Origin of the sequence: Xanthomonas sp. NCPPB 4037 (assembly GCF_041475695.2) — a bacterium.
GTDB lineage: Bacteria > Pseudomonadota > Gammaproteobacteria > Xanthomonadales > Xanthomonadaceae > Xanthomonas > Xanthomonas campestris.
Map to the genome: position 1 here is coordinate 762,553 of NZ_CM191261.1, position 14,273 is coordinate 776,825.

The 14,273-nt window shown below is 63.0% G+C and carries 11 protein-coding genes and 1 other RNA gene; 4 read left to right on the top strand and 8 right to left on the bottom strand.

Annotated elements, in window-relative coordinates:
- Positions 1-2 precede the first annotated feature (2 nt).
- From ACCQ01_RS03410 to ACCQ01_RS03435, 6 genes are all read right to left on the bottom strand, one after another.
- A complete protein-coding gene (locus tag ACCQ01_RS03410; RefSeq protein WP_228431453.1) occupies positions 3-1,346 on the bottom strand; it encodes a sigma-54-dependent transcriptional regulator in 1,344 nt (447 codons plus the stop codon).
- Between the two features lie 173 nt (positions 1,347-1,519).
- Positions 1,520-1,855, bottom strand: coding sequence for a PDZ domain-containing protein (locus ACCQ01_RS03415; protein WP_228431454.1), 336 nt, complete (start codon positions 1,853-1,855; stop codon positions 1,520-1,522).
- Positions 1,856-2,109: 254 nt separating this feature from the next.
- Positions 2,110-3,318 carry an ABC transporter permease gene (locus tag ACCQ01_RS03420; RefSeq protein WP_228431455.1) on the bottom strand — a complete coding sequence of 403 codons (1,209 nt, stop codon included), beginning with the start codon at positions 3,316-3,318 and terminating at the stop codon, positions 2,110-2,112.
- Between the two features lie 64 nt (positions 3,319-3,382).
- Positions 3,383-4,675 carry an ABC transporter permease gene (locus ACCQ01_RS03425; RefSeq protein WP_228431456.1) on the bottom strand — a complete coding sequence of 431 codons (1,293 nt, stop codon included), beginning with the start codon at positions 4,673-4,675 and terminating at the stop codon, positions 3,383-3,385.
- A 10-nt stretch (positions 4,676-4,685) separates the two neighbouring features.
- Positions 4,686-5,405: an ABC transporter ATP-binding protein gene (locus ACCQ01_RS03430; protein WP_115576427.1), complete on the bottom strand. Its 720-nt coding sequence runs from the start codon at positions 5,403-5,405 to the stop codon at positions 4,686-4,688.
- 40 nt (positions 5,406-5,445) lie between these two features.
- The gene (locus ACCQ01_RS03435) at positions 5,446-6,717 is read right to left on the bottom strand and encodes an efflux RND transporter periplasmic adaptor subunit (RefSeq protein WP_228431457.1); all 1,272 of its coding nucleotides are present in this window, start codon (positions 6,715-6,717) and stop codon (positions 5,446-5,448) included.
- A 202-nt stretch (positions 6,718-6,919) separates the two neighbouring features.
- Here ACCQ01_RS03435 and glmS point away from each other — a divergent pair, with 202 nt between their 5' ends.
- From glmS to ACCQ01_RS03455, 4 genes are all read left to right on the top strand, one after another.
- The gene (gene glmS, locus ACCQ01_RS03440) at positions 6,920-8,749 is read left to right on the top strand and encodes a glutamine--fructose-6-phosphate transaminase (isomerizing) (RefSeq protein WP_228431458.1); all 1,830 of its coding nucleotides are present in this window, start codon (positions 6,920-6,922) and stop codon (positions 8,747-8,749) included.
- Between the two features lie 333 nt (positions 8,750-9,082).
- Entirely contained in the window at positions 9,083-9,556 is a 474-nt protein-coding gene (locus ACCQ01_RS03445; RefSeq protein ID WP_228431459.1) for a hypothetical protein, read from the top strand.
- 231 nt (positions 9,557-9,787) lie between these two features.
- Complete coding sequence (locus ACCQ01_RS03450) at positions 9,788-10,942, top strand: hypothetical protein (RefSeq protein ID WP_228431460.1); 1,155 nt, start codon at positions 9,788-9,790, stop codon at positions 10,940-10,942.
- Between the two features lie 183 nt (positions 10,943-11,125).
- Positions 11,126-11,200: non-coding RNA, sX9 sRNA (locus tag ACCQ01_RS03455), on the top strand.
- A 101-nt stretch (positions 11,201-11,301) separates the two neighbouring features.
- Here the strand turns inward: ACCQ01_RS03455 and ACCQ01_RS03460 are convergent.
- Positions 11,302-13,173 (bottom strand): XVIPCD domain-containing protein, encoded by a 1,872-nt coding sequence (locus ACCQ01_RS03460; RefSeq protein WP_228431624.1) that lies wholly within the window; start codon positions 13,171-13,173, stop codon positions 11,302-11,304.
- A 106-nt stretch (positions 13,174-13,279) separates the two neighbouring features.
- Positions 13,280-14,038, bottom strand: coding sequence for a hypothetical protein (locus ACCQ01_RS03465; protein ID WP_011035819.1), 759 nt, complete (start codon positions 14,036-14,038; stop codon positions 13,280-13,282).
- Positions 14,039-14,273 lie beyond the last annotated feature (235 nt).

The following is a 14,273-nucleotide window of genomic DNA, read 5'->3' on the forward strand; positions in this document are numbered from 1 at the left end:
GCCTAGTCCTGGCTGATGCCGTAACGGTCCATGCGCCGGTACAGCGCCTGCCGGCTCAAGCCCAGATCGGCCGCAGCCTGCGCGATCACCCCTTGTGCGCGGGCCAAGGCCTGTTCGATGCGTGCGCGATCCGGCTCGCCGCCGGGCAGCGGGGCTGGACGTGTTGCGGCACTGCGCGGCAGGTTGAGATCGGTGGCCTCGATGCGCACGCCCTGCGCCAGCAACGTCGCGCGTTGCAGCACATTACGCAACTCGCGCACGTTGCCCGGCCAGCTGTGGCGCTGCAGTGCATCGCGCGCTTGCGGCGAAAGCAGGGTCTCGCCCGCCAGGAAGTGCTCGGCCAGCGGTGCGATATCGCCCGGCCGTTCGGCCAGTGCGGGCAAAGCGATTTCGACGGTGTTGAGGCGGTAATACAGGTCTTCGCGAAAGCTGCCATCGCGGATCATCGCCGGCAGGTCGGCATTGGTTGCGCTGATGACACGCACCTTGGCGTGCCGCTCGCGATTGGAGCCCAGACGCTCGTAGCGGCCGGTTTCCAGCACGCGCAGCAACTTCATCTGCCCGGCCAGCGGCAGGTTGCCGATTTCGTCCAGGAACAGCGTGCCGCCGTCGGCAGCTTCGAACTTGCCCTCGCGTGCCTTGTTGGCACCGGTGTAGGCACCGGCTTCGGCGCCGAACAGTTCGGCTTCGATCAACTCGCCCGGCAGCGCGCCGCAGTTCAGCGCGACGAATGGCCCGCGCTTCACCGCGGAATTGGCCTGGATGATCTCGGCGATCTTTTCCTTGCCGCTGCCGTTGGGCCCGGTAATCAGCACCGGCAGATCCGAGCGCGCGACCTGGCAGGCCAGGGCGATCGCGCGTTCGCTGGCGGGGTCGGCAAACACCGCGCCGCGCAGATCGTAGCGCTCGGCCAGCTGTTCGCGGCCACGGCGTTCGCGGTTGCGACGGCGCTCCAGCTCGCGGCGGGTTTCGGACAGTTCTAGCAGGTTGTTGACCGTGGTCAGCAGCTTGGTGTCGTCCCAGGGCTTGGCGATGTAGTCGGCCGCACCGGCCTTGACCAGGCCGACCGCACTGCCCAGGTGCGTCCAGGCAGTGAGCAGGATCACCGGCAGGTCGGGGTGGCGCTGGCGGATCTGTACAAACAGCGCCTCGCCCTCCTCACCGGAGGTGGTATCGGCGGTGAAGTTCATGTCCTGGATGACCAGGTCGAATTGCTGCTCTTCCAGCAAGTCCAGCCCTGCCTGCGGCGCATGCGCATGCCGCGACTCGATGTCATGCAGCGAGAACAGGACCTCCAGCGCCATGGCGACCGCGCTGTTGTCATCGATGATCAGGATCTGCGGCATCGCGGTCTCTTGGAGGGAAGTGGTGCGCGTCAATGATCGCAGCATACGGCGCCAGCCGGCGTTGCCGCATGCCGCGCGCGGGATGTCGACTGCGGGCCGCAGGGCAGAGCATCCTGCGTGATGCGTGCACACCCAGGGAACCGGTGGGATGTCTCGCGTGCGACCAAGGCGGGCTACCGTGCGGGTCGTGGTGGCGATGGGGGCGGCGGTGGCGCGGGCGGCAGCAACGGGGCATACAGTGACGCGGCCCAGTGCAGCGTCAGCGGTGCCTGCGCACGTACCACCTCCACGGTCACCGGTGTGCCTGCTGCGGCGCGCAAGGCGCGCAGTAGATCCGCCACGCTAGCGATGCCCTGGCCATTGGCCGAACGCAGACGGTCGCCCTTGCGCAGTTGCAGCGGCAGCGTGTTGCTGGCATCGGCGACCAGCAGGCCAGCGGCGGCGTTGGTCAGGACCAGCGTCTGTGCGTTGTGTTGCCAGCGCAGTTGGTGATTATCGACGCGCAACACCTGACGATCGTGTCGGTCGCCAGCAGTCTGCGTGACGGCCTGCATCGGTGTGCCGCTGCCGGCATGCAGCGCACCCGCCGTGGTCCCTACTGCGAGCGCGCTGACTGCGATGAGGGAACAGGCGAGAGGGCGCATAGGGATCCTATCCATCGAATTGAGTAATGCCGTCGCAGGGATCTGTGGCTGAAACGCCTGCAGCGATGGGTTTCGGCCACTCGTGCGGATCTGCTTGAGGCAACGGCCCATGGAATGCCTCAGGCGCTGCGCGTGGCGACGGCCGGGGGTACCGCAGCCGCACGGCGTGCCGGCCAGAACACCGCGATCTGGCCAAGTGCCCACAGGGTCACTGCCCCGATCGGCAAATAGACTAACGGCAGGCGTGGCAGCTCGTAGCGGGCCATCAGCCACAGATTGATCGAGTACGCCATGAGCATGCCAAGCACGATGCCGATCGAGGCGAGCAGGAAATTCTCGACCTGGAAATAGCGCAGGATCTGCCCGCGTGTGGCACCCAGTGCACGGCGGATGCCGATCTGCTTGGTCCGTTGCTGCACCCAGAAGCTGGCTAGGCCGACGATGCCGAGTGCGGTGACGATCAGTAGCGCGATGCTCATGGTGACCAGCAGCCAGGCCATGGAGCGATCCTGGCGATAATAATCCTGACGCATCTGCTCCACAGTCTTCGGAGACTTGATGATACGGTTGGCGCTGTTCTTCTCCAGCGCCGCGACCGCCTGGCGCATGACATCCTGCCGTCGATCCGGGTCGGTACGCAGCAAGTACATTGCGCCTTCCTTATAGGTCACCTTGACCGGAGACAGCATGGAGTCGTCGTATGCGGATTCACCACCGTAATCCAGGACGCGTGCCAGGTGTTCGACGACGCCAACGACCTTGCTCGGTGTGGGGCCGTCGTAAACGGATTTGCCCAGTGCCGACTGGCCGGGAAACATTTTTTCTGCAGCACTCCTGGTGAGAATGACGCTTGGGCTTGTGGCGGAGGTGTTACTGGCCCAGCTAAATTCGCTTTCTGTGAAGCGCCGCCCCTCTACTAGCGTCAGCCCCATCGCGTCCAGCGTCTGGGCGTCGCCGTTATAGCTGTTGACGTCAAGTGTCGGAATTTCCTGGTCGGCTGTAAGCTTTAAGCCGGTGATCCAGATGCTCTCGCCAAAGGGTACCTGGCTGAGTGCGGATGCAAACTTCACGCCAGGAATACTGCGCAAGGCAGCCAGATCGGTTTCGGTAAGCGCGTTGGCGTTATCGTCTTCCCCGATGCCGCTGATGCTGATGGTCACCAGTTCGTTCTCGGCCAGGCCGCTGGGGCGTTGCGTGCGATCCAGGCGATTGCCGATTAGGAACAGCGCATTGGAAATGATGGCGCAACTCAGCGCCACTTCGAGAATGATCAATGCCGCAGCCGTCTTGTGCCGGCGCAGGGTGGACAGGATGGGGCGGATTTCCATGGATGAGTCCTTGATGGTTGGCCGTCCAACGGCGACGCATGAGCGGCACCGTCAGGGCGGCATGTCACTGCGCTTTGAGTTGGATGGCAGGTGCCACCGAACAGGCGCGCCATGCCGGGAGCAGCCCGGCGACGACGCTGGCCAGCAGGGCAAGCGCGAACGTTGCCAGCAGCATCAGCGGATCAAGATGCGCGAGCTCTGCATAATCAGAGGGCTGTTGGCGCACGCCCCACAGTCCTAGCGTGGCGAGGCCAAGCCCAAGGATGCCGCCTGCCAGGCCGATCGTTCCCGCCTCCACCAGCGACTGCGCAAAAATGCTGCGTTTGGTCGCGCCTTGCGCACGGCGCACGCCGATTTCGCCACTGCGACGCATGAATTTCGCAAGCAACAGGCCCACGGTATTGACCAGGCACACCAGGAGGAATCCAAATGCCAACCAGGTCTGCAGGCGAACGTCGCTAGGCACCACTTTTTTGTAGTCCAGCCATTGCATGACGCTGCGCAGCTGGACATTGGTCGGCCGCTCGAAGTGGCCTGCGCGCCTTTGCTGGTCGGAGTAATTCTCCAGATATTGTCGGTAAGCGGCTACTTTCTGCGGGCTATCCAACTGGACCCAGTACTGAATCCATGAGCATTTCTGGTCACGGGTATTTGCATCGTTATCGTTACCCCAACAGGAGCGTGAGCCGCTGGACTGAAATTTCAGTTCAGTCGCGGTACTGAATGGAATGAAAAGTTGTTCCGACTTGGAATAACTGCTGTTACTGAGGTCATAGAACTTGGGGGTCATCCGCCACTCGCGTAGCACGCCCACAATCCGAAACGCGTTGCGATTCACTTGCAAGGTGCGCCCGATACTGTTTTGACCATTGAAGAGTTTATCGTTGAGATCTTTTGAGATCACCGCTACGCGCGCGCGTGCTCCATCATCACTCTCCGTCCATGCACTACCAAAAAGGAATGGAGGATTGAACATTGGGAAAAAGTCGGCTGAGGTATAGCGCGCATCGAGCTTCATCGGGTGCAGCGACGGATTTTCCGGCTCCAGTGGGACGGTTCCGCCGGTCATCATTGCTTGAAGGTCACCATGCTTCTCACGCAGTAAATTTTCTGCATCGAAGCGTGTCAATTGCTCCAGTGCTTCCGTGCTTTGATGGCCCGCCGAGCGCGCATCGATTTGCGGGATGAAGAGTCGTTCGCTTTTTTGAGGAATCGGATCGCCAGACAGAATGTAGAACACCGTCAACGTGGTCATGCTGGCGCCGATGCCCAGCGCGATGGCGAGCACCATCAGTGCGGTGAGCACCTTGTTGCGACGGAAGCTGCGCACCGCGAGATTGAAGTAATAGCCGAACATGCTGTGCTCCTCAGTCGGCCAGGGTGGATGTGGCGGCGGGCGCACGCATCAGGCTGGGATTGCGTTCCAGATCCGTGGCCTGGCCGTCGACGATGTGTACGTTGCGCTGCGCGCGTGCGGCCAGTTCCGGGTCGTGGGTGACCATTACGATGGTGGTGCCCTGGCTGTTGATTTCCTCCAGCAGTTCCATCACTCCGCGTGCCATCTGCGAGTCGAGGTTGCCGGTGGGTTCGTCGGCGAGCAGCAGGCGCGGGCTGCCGGCCAGTGCGCGCGCGATCGCCGCGCGCTGCTGCTGGCCACCCGACAGTTCGGTGGGGTAATGCTTCAGGCGCGAGCCCAGGCCGACCTTGGTCAGCGCTTCTTCGATGCGCTGCTTGCGCTCGGCGGCGGCCATGCCGCGATAGCGCAGCGGCACATCGACGTTATCGAACAGGTTGAGGTCGGGAATCAGATTGAAGCCCTGGAAGATGAAGCCGATCTTCTGGTTGCGAAGACGCGAGCGCGCATCGTCGGAGAGATGGCTCACATCCTCGCCGTCGAGCAGGTACTGCCCGCTGGTGAAGGTTTCCAGCAGCCCGGCCAGGTTGAGGAAGGTGGTCTTGCCCGAACCCGACGGCCCGGTGACAGCGACGAATTCGCCTTCGCGCACATGCAGGTCGAGCGAGCGCAGCGCGTGTGTTTCCACCTGTTCGGTGCGGAAGACCTTGGAGACCGATTGCATCTTGAGCATTGCCGAAATCCTTGTGCGAAGAGAAAGAGGAGAGTGCGAGTCAGTGCACGGTGACGCGCGGGGCGTCGCCGAAGTTGTCGGCGCCGGAAACCACCACGCGGTCGCCTGCCTGCAGGCCGGAGAGCACCTGCACTTCGCCCAGGCTGCTGACGCCCAGCTTCACCGGGCGGCGCGCGGCAGTGCTGCCTTCCATCACATAGGCGTAGCTGCCACCGGATTGTTCGACGAAGGGGCCGCGCTCGACCTTGAGCACATTGCGCCGCGTGTCGATCACCACCCGCGCGCTCATGCGCTGGCTCTGACGCAGGCCAGGCGGTTGCTTGTCGGTAAAACGGATGCGCGCGGTGACTTCGCCATTGACCACTTCCGGCGAGACCGCCGAAATGGCGCCGGCGAAGGGTTCGCCACTGCCGCTGGTGAGCTGGGCCGGCATGCCGATCGCCAACTCACGCGCAAAGCTTTCCGGCACCTTGATCTCGACTTCGAACTTGGACAGATCCACCACGCCGAGGATGGGCGCATTGGCGGCCACCTGGGTGTGCTGCACCGCCTGCACCTGGCCAACCTGGCCATCGAACGGCGACAGCAGCGTGAGCGCATCGACCTGGCGTTGTACTTCGGCCACCACCGCGCGCTGGCGGTCGGCCAGCAGCCGCTTGTTGCGCGAATCCAGGTCCGCGCCCTGGCCCTTCAAGGCGGCATCGCGCTGCGCGTGTTGCAGGTCGATGTCGGTCTTCTTCAAGGTGTCCTGTGCCTTGGCCAGTTCCACCTGCGGCACCGCGCCGCCATCGTAGCCACGCTGGTAACGCTCCAGGTCGCGCACGGCGGCCTGCTTGTCGATCTTGGCCTGGTCGGTGAGCTTGCTTGCGCTGGCCCGGGCGAGCGTGGCATCCAGGCCGGCGCGGCTGGACTCGGCCTCCAGGCCGGCCAGGGTGGCCTGTTCCTGCGCCAGCTTGCTGCGCAGCTCGGGGCTGTCGATGCGTGCGAGTTCCTGGCCCTGCTTGACCACATCGCCGGCCACCACGCTCAGCGTCACCGTGCCGGCGGAGATGGCGTAGAGCACCGGGCTGTTGGCGGCGATCACGCGGCCGTCGGCGGCAATGTCGCGCACCAGATCGCCCTGGCTCACGGTGGCGATGCGCACGCGGGCGGCGTCGAACGAGCGGCTGCCGGCGCTCCAGGCGTTCACCGCCCAGCCGATGCCGGCGAGGACCGCCAGCGCAGCAATGCCCGGCCATAGCCAACGGCGCCATGGCGCGGTCTGGGAGGAGGTGCGAAGTACCTGGTCCTGTGCGGAGGTGTCGCGGATCATGATCGCTTGCTCGGTGGCGTGAGTGTCTTGAAGCAGGACGCGTGCCAACCCGTAAGCTATTGATGTGTATTGATTTGTTCGGAGGGGACGCAGTGTCCGCAGTGTCCGCGGACACTGGCGCGGACAGCCTGTCCGGTCGAGGTCATGCAGCGGACATCGGCGGACACGCTAAAATGCGCGGCTTCACTCCAGAGGTTGTCCTATGTGCGGCATTGTCGGCGCCATCGCCGGGCGCGACGTGGTTCCGGTCCTCATCGAAGGGCTCAAGCGTCTGGAGTACCGGGGCTATGATTCCTCCGGCATCGCGGTGCTGGACGGCGCGCAGGTACGCCGCGTGCGCCGCACCGGCCGGGTGGCGGAAATGGCCCAGGCGGCGCAGGCCGAGCAGTTTGGCGCGACCCTGGGCATCGGCCACACCCGCTGGGCCACCCATGGTGGCGTCACCGAAGCCAATGCGCATCCGCACATCAGTGCCGGCGTGGCGCTGGTGCACAACGGCATCATCGAAAACCACGAGGAGCAGCGCGAAAAGCTGCGCGCGCTCGGCTACACCTTCGAGTCGCAAACCGACACCGAAGTCATTGCCCACCTCATCCATCATCACCTTGGTGACGCCGGCGATCTGCTCACCGCGCTGCAGCGCACGGTAAAGGAACTCACGGGCGCCTACGCGCTGGCGGTGATGAGCCAGGCCGAGCCGGAGCGCTTCGTCTGCGCGCGCATGGGCTGCCCGTTGCTGATCGGCGTGGGCGAGGGCGAAAACTTCGTTGCCTCCGATGTCTCGGCGATCGTGCAGGCCACCCGGCAAGTGCTCTTTCTGGAAGAGGGCGACACCGCCGAATTGCGCCGCGATGGCGTGCGCGTGTTCGATGCGAGCGACGCGGCGGTGGAGCGCCCGCTGCACCTGTCCGATGTCTCGTTGGCCTCGCTGGAGCTGGGCCCGTTCCGCCACTTCATGCAGAAGGAAATCCACGAGCAGCCGCGTGCGCTGGCCGACACCATCGAAGCGGCGATCGATGCCAAGGGCTTCCCCGCATCGTTGTTCGGGCCCAATGCCGATGCGGTACTGCGCGACATCGAAGGCGTGCAGATCCTGGCCTGCGGCACCAGCTACTACGCCGGCCTGACGGCGCGCTACTGGATCGAAGCGATCGCCGGCTTGCCGTGCAGCGTAGAGATTGCCAGCGAATACCGCTACCGCACTGCCTATGCCAACCCGAAGCATCTGATCGTCACCATCTCGCAGTCCGGCGAAACGTTGGACACGATGGAAGCGCTCAAATACGCCAAGTCGCTCGGGCATCTGCACACCTTGTCGATCTGTAACGTGCCGGAGAGCGCCATCCCGCGCGCCAGCGAGCTGGTCTGCTACACGCGCGCCGGTGCCGAGATCGGCGTCGCGTCGACCAAGGCATTCACCACCCAGCTGGCGGTGCTGTTCCAGCTGACCATGGTGCTGGGCAAGCTGCAGGGCCGTATCAGCGATAGCGAAGAAGCGGACTACCTGGAGCAGCTGCGCTTCTTGCCCGGTAGCGTGCAGCACGCCTTGAACCTGGAGCCGCAGATCATGGTCTGGGCCGAGCGTTTTTCGCCAAAGGAAAATGCGCTGTTCCTCGGCCGCGGCCTGCATTACCCGATCGCGCTGGAAGGCGCGCTCAAGCTCAAGGAAATCTCCTATATCCACGCCGAGGCGTATCCGGCTGGCGAGTTGAAGCACGGCCCGCTGGCGTTGGTGGATGCCACCATGCCGGTGGTGGTGATCGCGCCGAATGACCGCCTGCTGGAAAAGGTCAAATCCAACATGCAGGAAGTGCGCGCGCGGGGGGGCGAACTGTTCGTGTTCGCCGATCAGGACAGCCATTTCAGCGAGTCCGACGGCGTGCATGTGATCCGCACACCGCGCCATGCCGGCGTGTTGTCGCCGGTGATCCACACCATCCCGGTGCAGTTGCTGGCCTATCACACCGCCCTGGCACGCGGCACAGATGTGGACAAGCCACGGAATCTGGCTAAATCGGTGACGGTGGAGTAACGCCGAAATCGCGCACTGCACAATTGCTAGCAGCGTCGTAAGCACGCAGCCCGCTCCTACGCGGCGCCACATTGATGCATGGCTGATGGCTTTCAAGGAGCGCGCCACACCGCCGCTAGCAAAGCCATAAGCCGCAGCCATCCCGTAGGAGCGGCCTAGGCCGCGAACGTGTTTCCGATAACGCTGATGCTTTCTCGGTCGAGCGTTCGCGGCCAAGGCCGCTCCTACGCGAGGCAGTAGATGACTGATTAGCGCTCGCACAGCCGCTCTGCCAACAGTTTGGCCCGGAATATGCTTTCGTCTCTGCGAGGGTCACACCACGCAGGAGGACACATGCACGAGTCTTTCAAGCAGGGCGCGCCGGCCGAACTGTGGCAGGCGCTGATACGTGAGGCGGGGCAGCGCATCGCACAGCCGCTGGACGAATGGCGCGAGCACTATCTGGTGTTTGTCTTGCTGCGCTTCCAGCGTGATGCGCACCTGGTGTCGCGCACTCAGGCGCTGGCTTGGCTGCATGCGCAGTCGCAATCGGGCAGCGTGCGTGCGGACGCATTACGCGATGTCGGCGACGGCTGTCTGCTGATTGCCGGCCTGTTTCCCGGCGTGGCGCAGCGGCGGCGCTTGAACGTGGACTACTTCATCGAGCTGGGGCGTGGCGCCTATGCGGAGGTGGCCGACACGCGCTGCAGCGATGCCAGTCTGTTCGCGCAACTGGCCGACAGCTATCGCGAGCTGGTACGCACACTGGCCGCGTTGCGGTCGCCACGTGCCTGGCAGGAAGGTGCACACGGCATTCTGCACGCCTGATCCATCACGCCCGCCAGGGGACGTCCCGACAGCGGCGTGGGGACGGCCCTGACTGCCAAACGCCCCGCGCCGGCCCACACTATCCCTGCAGACTTGATCCGCCGGGCGACGTCACGTTGTCTTCAACGGATCAATCCTGTGCCATCGACCGCCGCACAGATGTGCGGTGCTGTCTTGCCGCACTGCGTGGGGGCGCGCAGTGCGGCCCTCATTCCCGTGGAAAGGACTCTCATGAAGGTGTTGATTGCCGCACTGCTGTGTGCGCTTGCTGGTACCGCCGTGGCGCAGGACATTCCGCCAGGCTATGCCGGTCAGGGTGGGATGACGCTGCAGGAGATCGACCCGGCCATCTACGCGTATCACTACGACCATGGGTTCACCGGCGAAGATGCCATGGGTTGGGATCCGGCGTTGCAGTTCGCCTGGTCGCGTCTGGCCGCCGCCAAGGTGTGTGCGCAGCAACCGGTCACCGATGCGGTGATCGCCAAGCTGGTCGAGCAGTATGGGCAGTCGGCCGACGTGCATCAGATCAACGGCATCACCTTCCATGAAGCGCAGATGCGCGCCGCTGACACGTTCTGTACGCCTGCGCGCAATGCAGATGCCACCGCAGTGGTGCCCGCCTTTGCGGCGGGTGATTTTTCGCATGCAACCGCCTACGCCGCGGCAGCCACTGCCGGTACGTTGGTTGTCGCTGCGGCAGAAGGCCAGACGGCTGGCGCCGCGCTGCCCGATACCGAGATGGCCTTGGCGCCCTCGGCAGACTGGGCCCTGCAACTGCCGTTGCATGCGCAGCTGAGCGTAGGTTCCAACGGCCAACCCAACGGCGACGAGATGTTGCGCGTGGTGCGGCGTGGGCATACCGGCGCACTGGTGGGCGTGCAAATTGCCACCAATCTGTTGACCCTGAAATATGGCGGAGCCGGTGCGTCCATATTCAATAAAAGCCAGCTCAAGGGCGAAAAGATCAAGGACATCGGCAACCCGGGCTATGTTCTGCAGCGCGATGCCGTCAACACGCATCTGAAGAGTTATTTCACCGGGCATCCGGCGGCCATTCCGGTCGAACCGTTCCCGCTGCAGGTCGTGATGTCCGACTGGCTGCTGGTCTATCAGAGCCTGGGCGACGAAAAGTCGCCTTATGAACTGCGTTATGCCGTGAGCATCGGTGGCGAACGCAGCGGCTTGCTCAAGCGCAAGGCCAGCCCGGTGAACCTGAACTGCCAACCGACCCCACGCACCGCCTCATTGGAGGAGTGGGAGGCCGACAACTACGCCTTGGTCAAACAGACCGCGCAAGCCTACGCCGACGAGTGCGCGGCCAAGTTTGCCGAACGCCTGCCGCAATGGTTTCCGGACACAGCGACGGTTGCGGCGTCGAACTAGCCAACGTAGTAATCGGAATCGTGCGTATCCACCGCAGAACGCGCCATAGGCAGGCTACAGGGCGTGGCTGGCTCGGCGAGCGGTCGCGCGGTTCATCTAGGCGCTTCCACACCACCGACTAAGAGCAGCTATCAAAACTACTGCGCAGCCGCCAAGCGGGCACGGCCGGTGCTCGGAATCCTCATGTACCCCCGTACACTCCGGTTCCTCCGCGCCGTCCGCACCCACCTGACGGCTGCTCGCTACGTTTTGTTAGCCGCTCTAAAGCGCAGGGCTTTGTACTGGTGCCACTTAGCAAAATGGGCGCAAGCCTATTCGGCCCACGCCCATTCTGTTTTGCGCAATCAAGAACAGAGCTATTAAACGCCCGCGCGTGACTGAGTACGCTGTTGTTCTTGCTGGTCTTGTACCTGCAGAGTTTGCAGGGATTGTGCTTCCTGGCGAACCGCGTTGCTGCTTTGTTCTAATGGGCGCTCTGCAGCGGCTGCCTTATCCGTGTAGATCCGCTGGTGCGCGGGGTCGCTTGGCTGACCCTGTACCGCGAACAGTCCACTGCCGTCCTTGCTCTGCATCACCGCGTCGATGCGCTGCAGGCCGCTGACCTTGGCTTCGAACGCCAATGAGCCAGCCGCATTTTCCAATGCGCGACGGTCGGTGAATGCAGTCGGACCCAACTGTTCCAGCTTGCTCACGGCCTGGTTGTACAACGGATTATCGGGGTTGGTTTTTTCCGACAGCAATGGCGTTTTCTCGGCCTGCTTCAGCGCCTTGAGCGTATCGCCGCCAACGACGCCATCTTCCTGCAGTCCGTGTGCACGCTGAAACGCCTTGACCGCCTCACCTGTTCGCTGGCCGTAGGCGCCGTCGGCGTTGAGCTCATTGCCCTTTGCGTCCTTGTAGCCCAACTGCTGCAAGGTCTGTTGCAACTTCAGAACCTCAGCGCCATGCGCCTTCTCGCGCAGCAAGCCGGATGTTTCTGCAGCCGTTTGCGCATGCGCCGGTTTATGCGTGTTGCCGTCGTGAGACTGCTGCTTGCTCTGACTGCGGTCCTGCAGCAACTCGCGCGCCTCGAATAGCGGGTCGCTGGCATAGAGCTTGACGCCCTTGGCGTGCTTGCGTTCAAGATAGGTATCCAGCGAGCTGAGCTCGACGCCTTCACTACCACGCGACTGGCTGATCTTGAGTTCGCCATCCTTGGGGTCGCGCACCACCATGGTGATGTGGTCAATGCCCTTGTAGCGCCCCTTGTCCCAACTCTGGGGGCCATTGTCCTCGCCAATGATCATGCCCTCTTTGAGGTTATGGGCAGTGACGTCTTTGCCTTGGATCAGGACCCCAGAGCGTTGTTCGGCCTTGCGCAGCAGTTCTGATGCACTATCGAAACCAGGGCTGAACTTTTCGTCTTTGGTGAAGATGACCTTGCCGGCACCCTCGTTAATTTCGCCCATGGTCGCGTTCTGCATCTCGACCACCCAGCCAGAACAATCGACCTTGCCTTTGTCCGGATCCTTTGCTCCCAGGCCGTACTTGACGTGGTCGTATTTGTTGGTGAGGTCATAGGCGGCATGGAGCGCGATGCCTTGCGCTGCAGCTTTCTCCGGCTGTGCAGGTGCGGGCTGCGATGGCGCAGCTTGCGACAGCGCCTGCTGCGTGGCCGAAACGGGCTCAATACCTTTTTCAGGGATACGGATACTGTCCATCTTCGTATCCCAGTACTGCACGAACGTCTGTGCCATGTCCTTGTCCGACATGCGCTGGAACGTCGCCGCATCCACGCCCGTCAAAGACTTCAGTTCTTTTTCGCCGACATTGTTGAGGATGTTGGCGCGAGTGCTTTCAAGCCCGAAAGATCCTGTGGCGATCGCAGTCTGAAGAGAGCGGTAACCTGCAGCGCCTTGCTGATGGGCCATGTACATGTCCAGGCCATCAGGCGCCGGTTTGCCTGATAGGTAAGGCCGGCCATCGCGTTCATGCCGGTCAACCAGGCTCGTCCGGTTATCCAGATATAGCCGCGCTGCTGCATCGGTATTGACCACTGCGTCCAACTCACGTCCAGCGATGCCGTATTGCTCGGCGGTCCGAGGAGTGAACTGAAAGAGCCCCTTCGCACCAGCGGCTCCGCGACTGGCCAACTCGTCGAAGTTGCCGCCAGTCTCTACGTGGGCAAAGCGCATGAAGTCGTCAAGCGGAATATTCCGCTCGGTTGCTTCGCGTTCGATGATGTCGAGCACTTGGGCTCGTGAGTAGTTCGTCGGCATCGCTCAAGGTCCTTGATTGAGTGCTGCAGCCACGTGGCTGCAGCGGTACGCCGCCCGAACCAATTCCTTTGGTTCTGTATTAAGGGGCCGGCAAATACGATTTCTGGGCCGCATCGTAGCGGTATTCAACCGTCTCGTCACCCCCGCTCGTCGGCGGGTCAGCCGAAACAGTTACCCGTAGTGCTGGCAGGCCTTGTTGCTGGACAAACGCAAGCGTGCTGCTGTTCTTGACGCAAGGAATCTTCCCAGGCGCATCCTCGCCGCAATTTGCACTGTTGTCCTCCCCGGCCGGGATATTGCCGATATACGTCCAATGCTTGTCGTTGACGTCATCGGTTTCCTTAGGGTTGAACACGAGTGCCTCGTAGGAAAGGATCCGTACGCCCGACTGCAGGCTCCACGTCGGCACGGTCAGGACTAGTCGGCCGTCGTCGGTGACAAGTGTCTGTGGCTTACGTGTCGTGTCGACGGTGTTGCCTTGTTCCATTCCACCGAATTCGCCGATATAGGGCTCTGCGCCAAGAAGCTTCCATGGCGACTTGCTACCCGGTTCGCTGGTGACGAAGGTGGCGTGTGCCAAGGTCACCTTGGTGCCCGGCGCGGGATAGTGGTTCTCGCGCTCTGCACCGAAGAGCTCGGGCGTTTCCCATGCGAAGCCGGTGTAATAACGTGTGCCGCCAAGTTCGAACTGAAAGCCGTACCAGTAATTAATCCAGCTGCCGTTGGCCACCTCGTAGGAAAGGGCGCCGTCGCCATCCACATTGCTGATGAAGTACAGCACGCTGTCCGGACGGGGCGGCTGTAGTTGCTGGGTGGATCCCTGGGTTGCGTCCTGCATGGGAGAAGCATCCTTATCTGAAGGTTTTGTGGCGGTACTGGCTGCGGGGGGAGTCGCCTTTGAAGCCGCGGCATCCGGTGGCGCCGGCTTGCATGCGGCGATCGTTGCTAGCGCGAGGATCAGCGGGATCTTCCTGACGAGCATTGGGGTGCATCCATTGCGGAGGGCGCGGAAAGTCTACTCCAGCCCGGCTGCCTGTCCAGCCACCGAACCATGCCCGGCGCGGCGGCTGGAC

Coding starts and splice junctions, on each gene's coding strand:
- ACCQ01_RS03410 (WP_228431453.1), bottom strand. CDS start 1,346: ATGCCGCAGATCCTGATCATCGATGACAACAGCGCGGTCGCCATGGCG.
- ACCQ01_RS03420 (WP_228431455.1), bottom strand. CDS start 3,318: ATGGAAATCCGCCCCATCCTGTCCACCCTGCGCCGGCACAAGACGGCT.
- ACCQ01_RS03425 (WP_228431456.1), bottom strand. CDS start 4,675: ATGTTCGGCTATTACTTCAATCTCGCGGTGCGCAGCTTCCGTCGCAAC.
- ACCQ01_RS03430 (WP_115576427.1), bottom strand. CDS start 5,405: ATGCTCAAGATGCAATCGGTCTCCAAGGTCTTCCGCACCGAACAGGTG.
- ACCQ01_RS03435 (WP_228431457.1), bottom strand. CDS start 6,717: ATGATCCGCGACACCTCCGCACAGGACCAGGTACTTCGCACCTCCTCC.
- glmS (WP_228431458.1), top strand. CDS start 6,920: ATGTGCGGCATTGTCGGCGCCATCGCCGGGCGCGACGTGGTTCCGGTC.
- ACCQ01_RS03445 (WP_228431459.1), top strand. CDS start 9,083: ATGCACGAGTCTTTCAAGCAGGGCGCGCCGGCCGAACTGTGGCAGGCG.
- ACCQ01_RS03450 (WP_228431460.1), top strand. CDS start 9,788: ATGAAGGTGTTGATTGCCGCACTGCTGTGTGCGCTTGCTGGTACCGCC.
- ACCQ01_RS03465 (WP_011035819.1), bottom strand. CDS start 14,038: ATGCAGGACGCAACCCAGGGATCCACCCAGCAACTACAGCCGCCCCGT.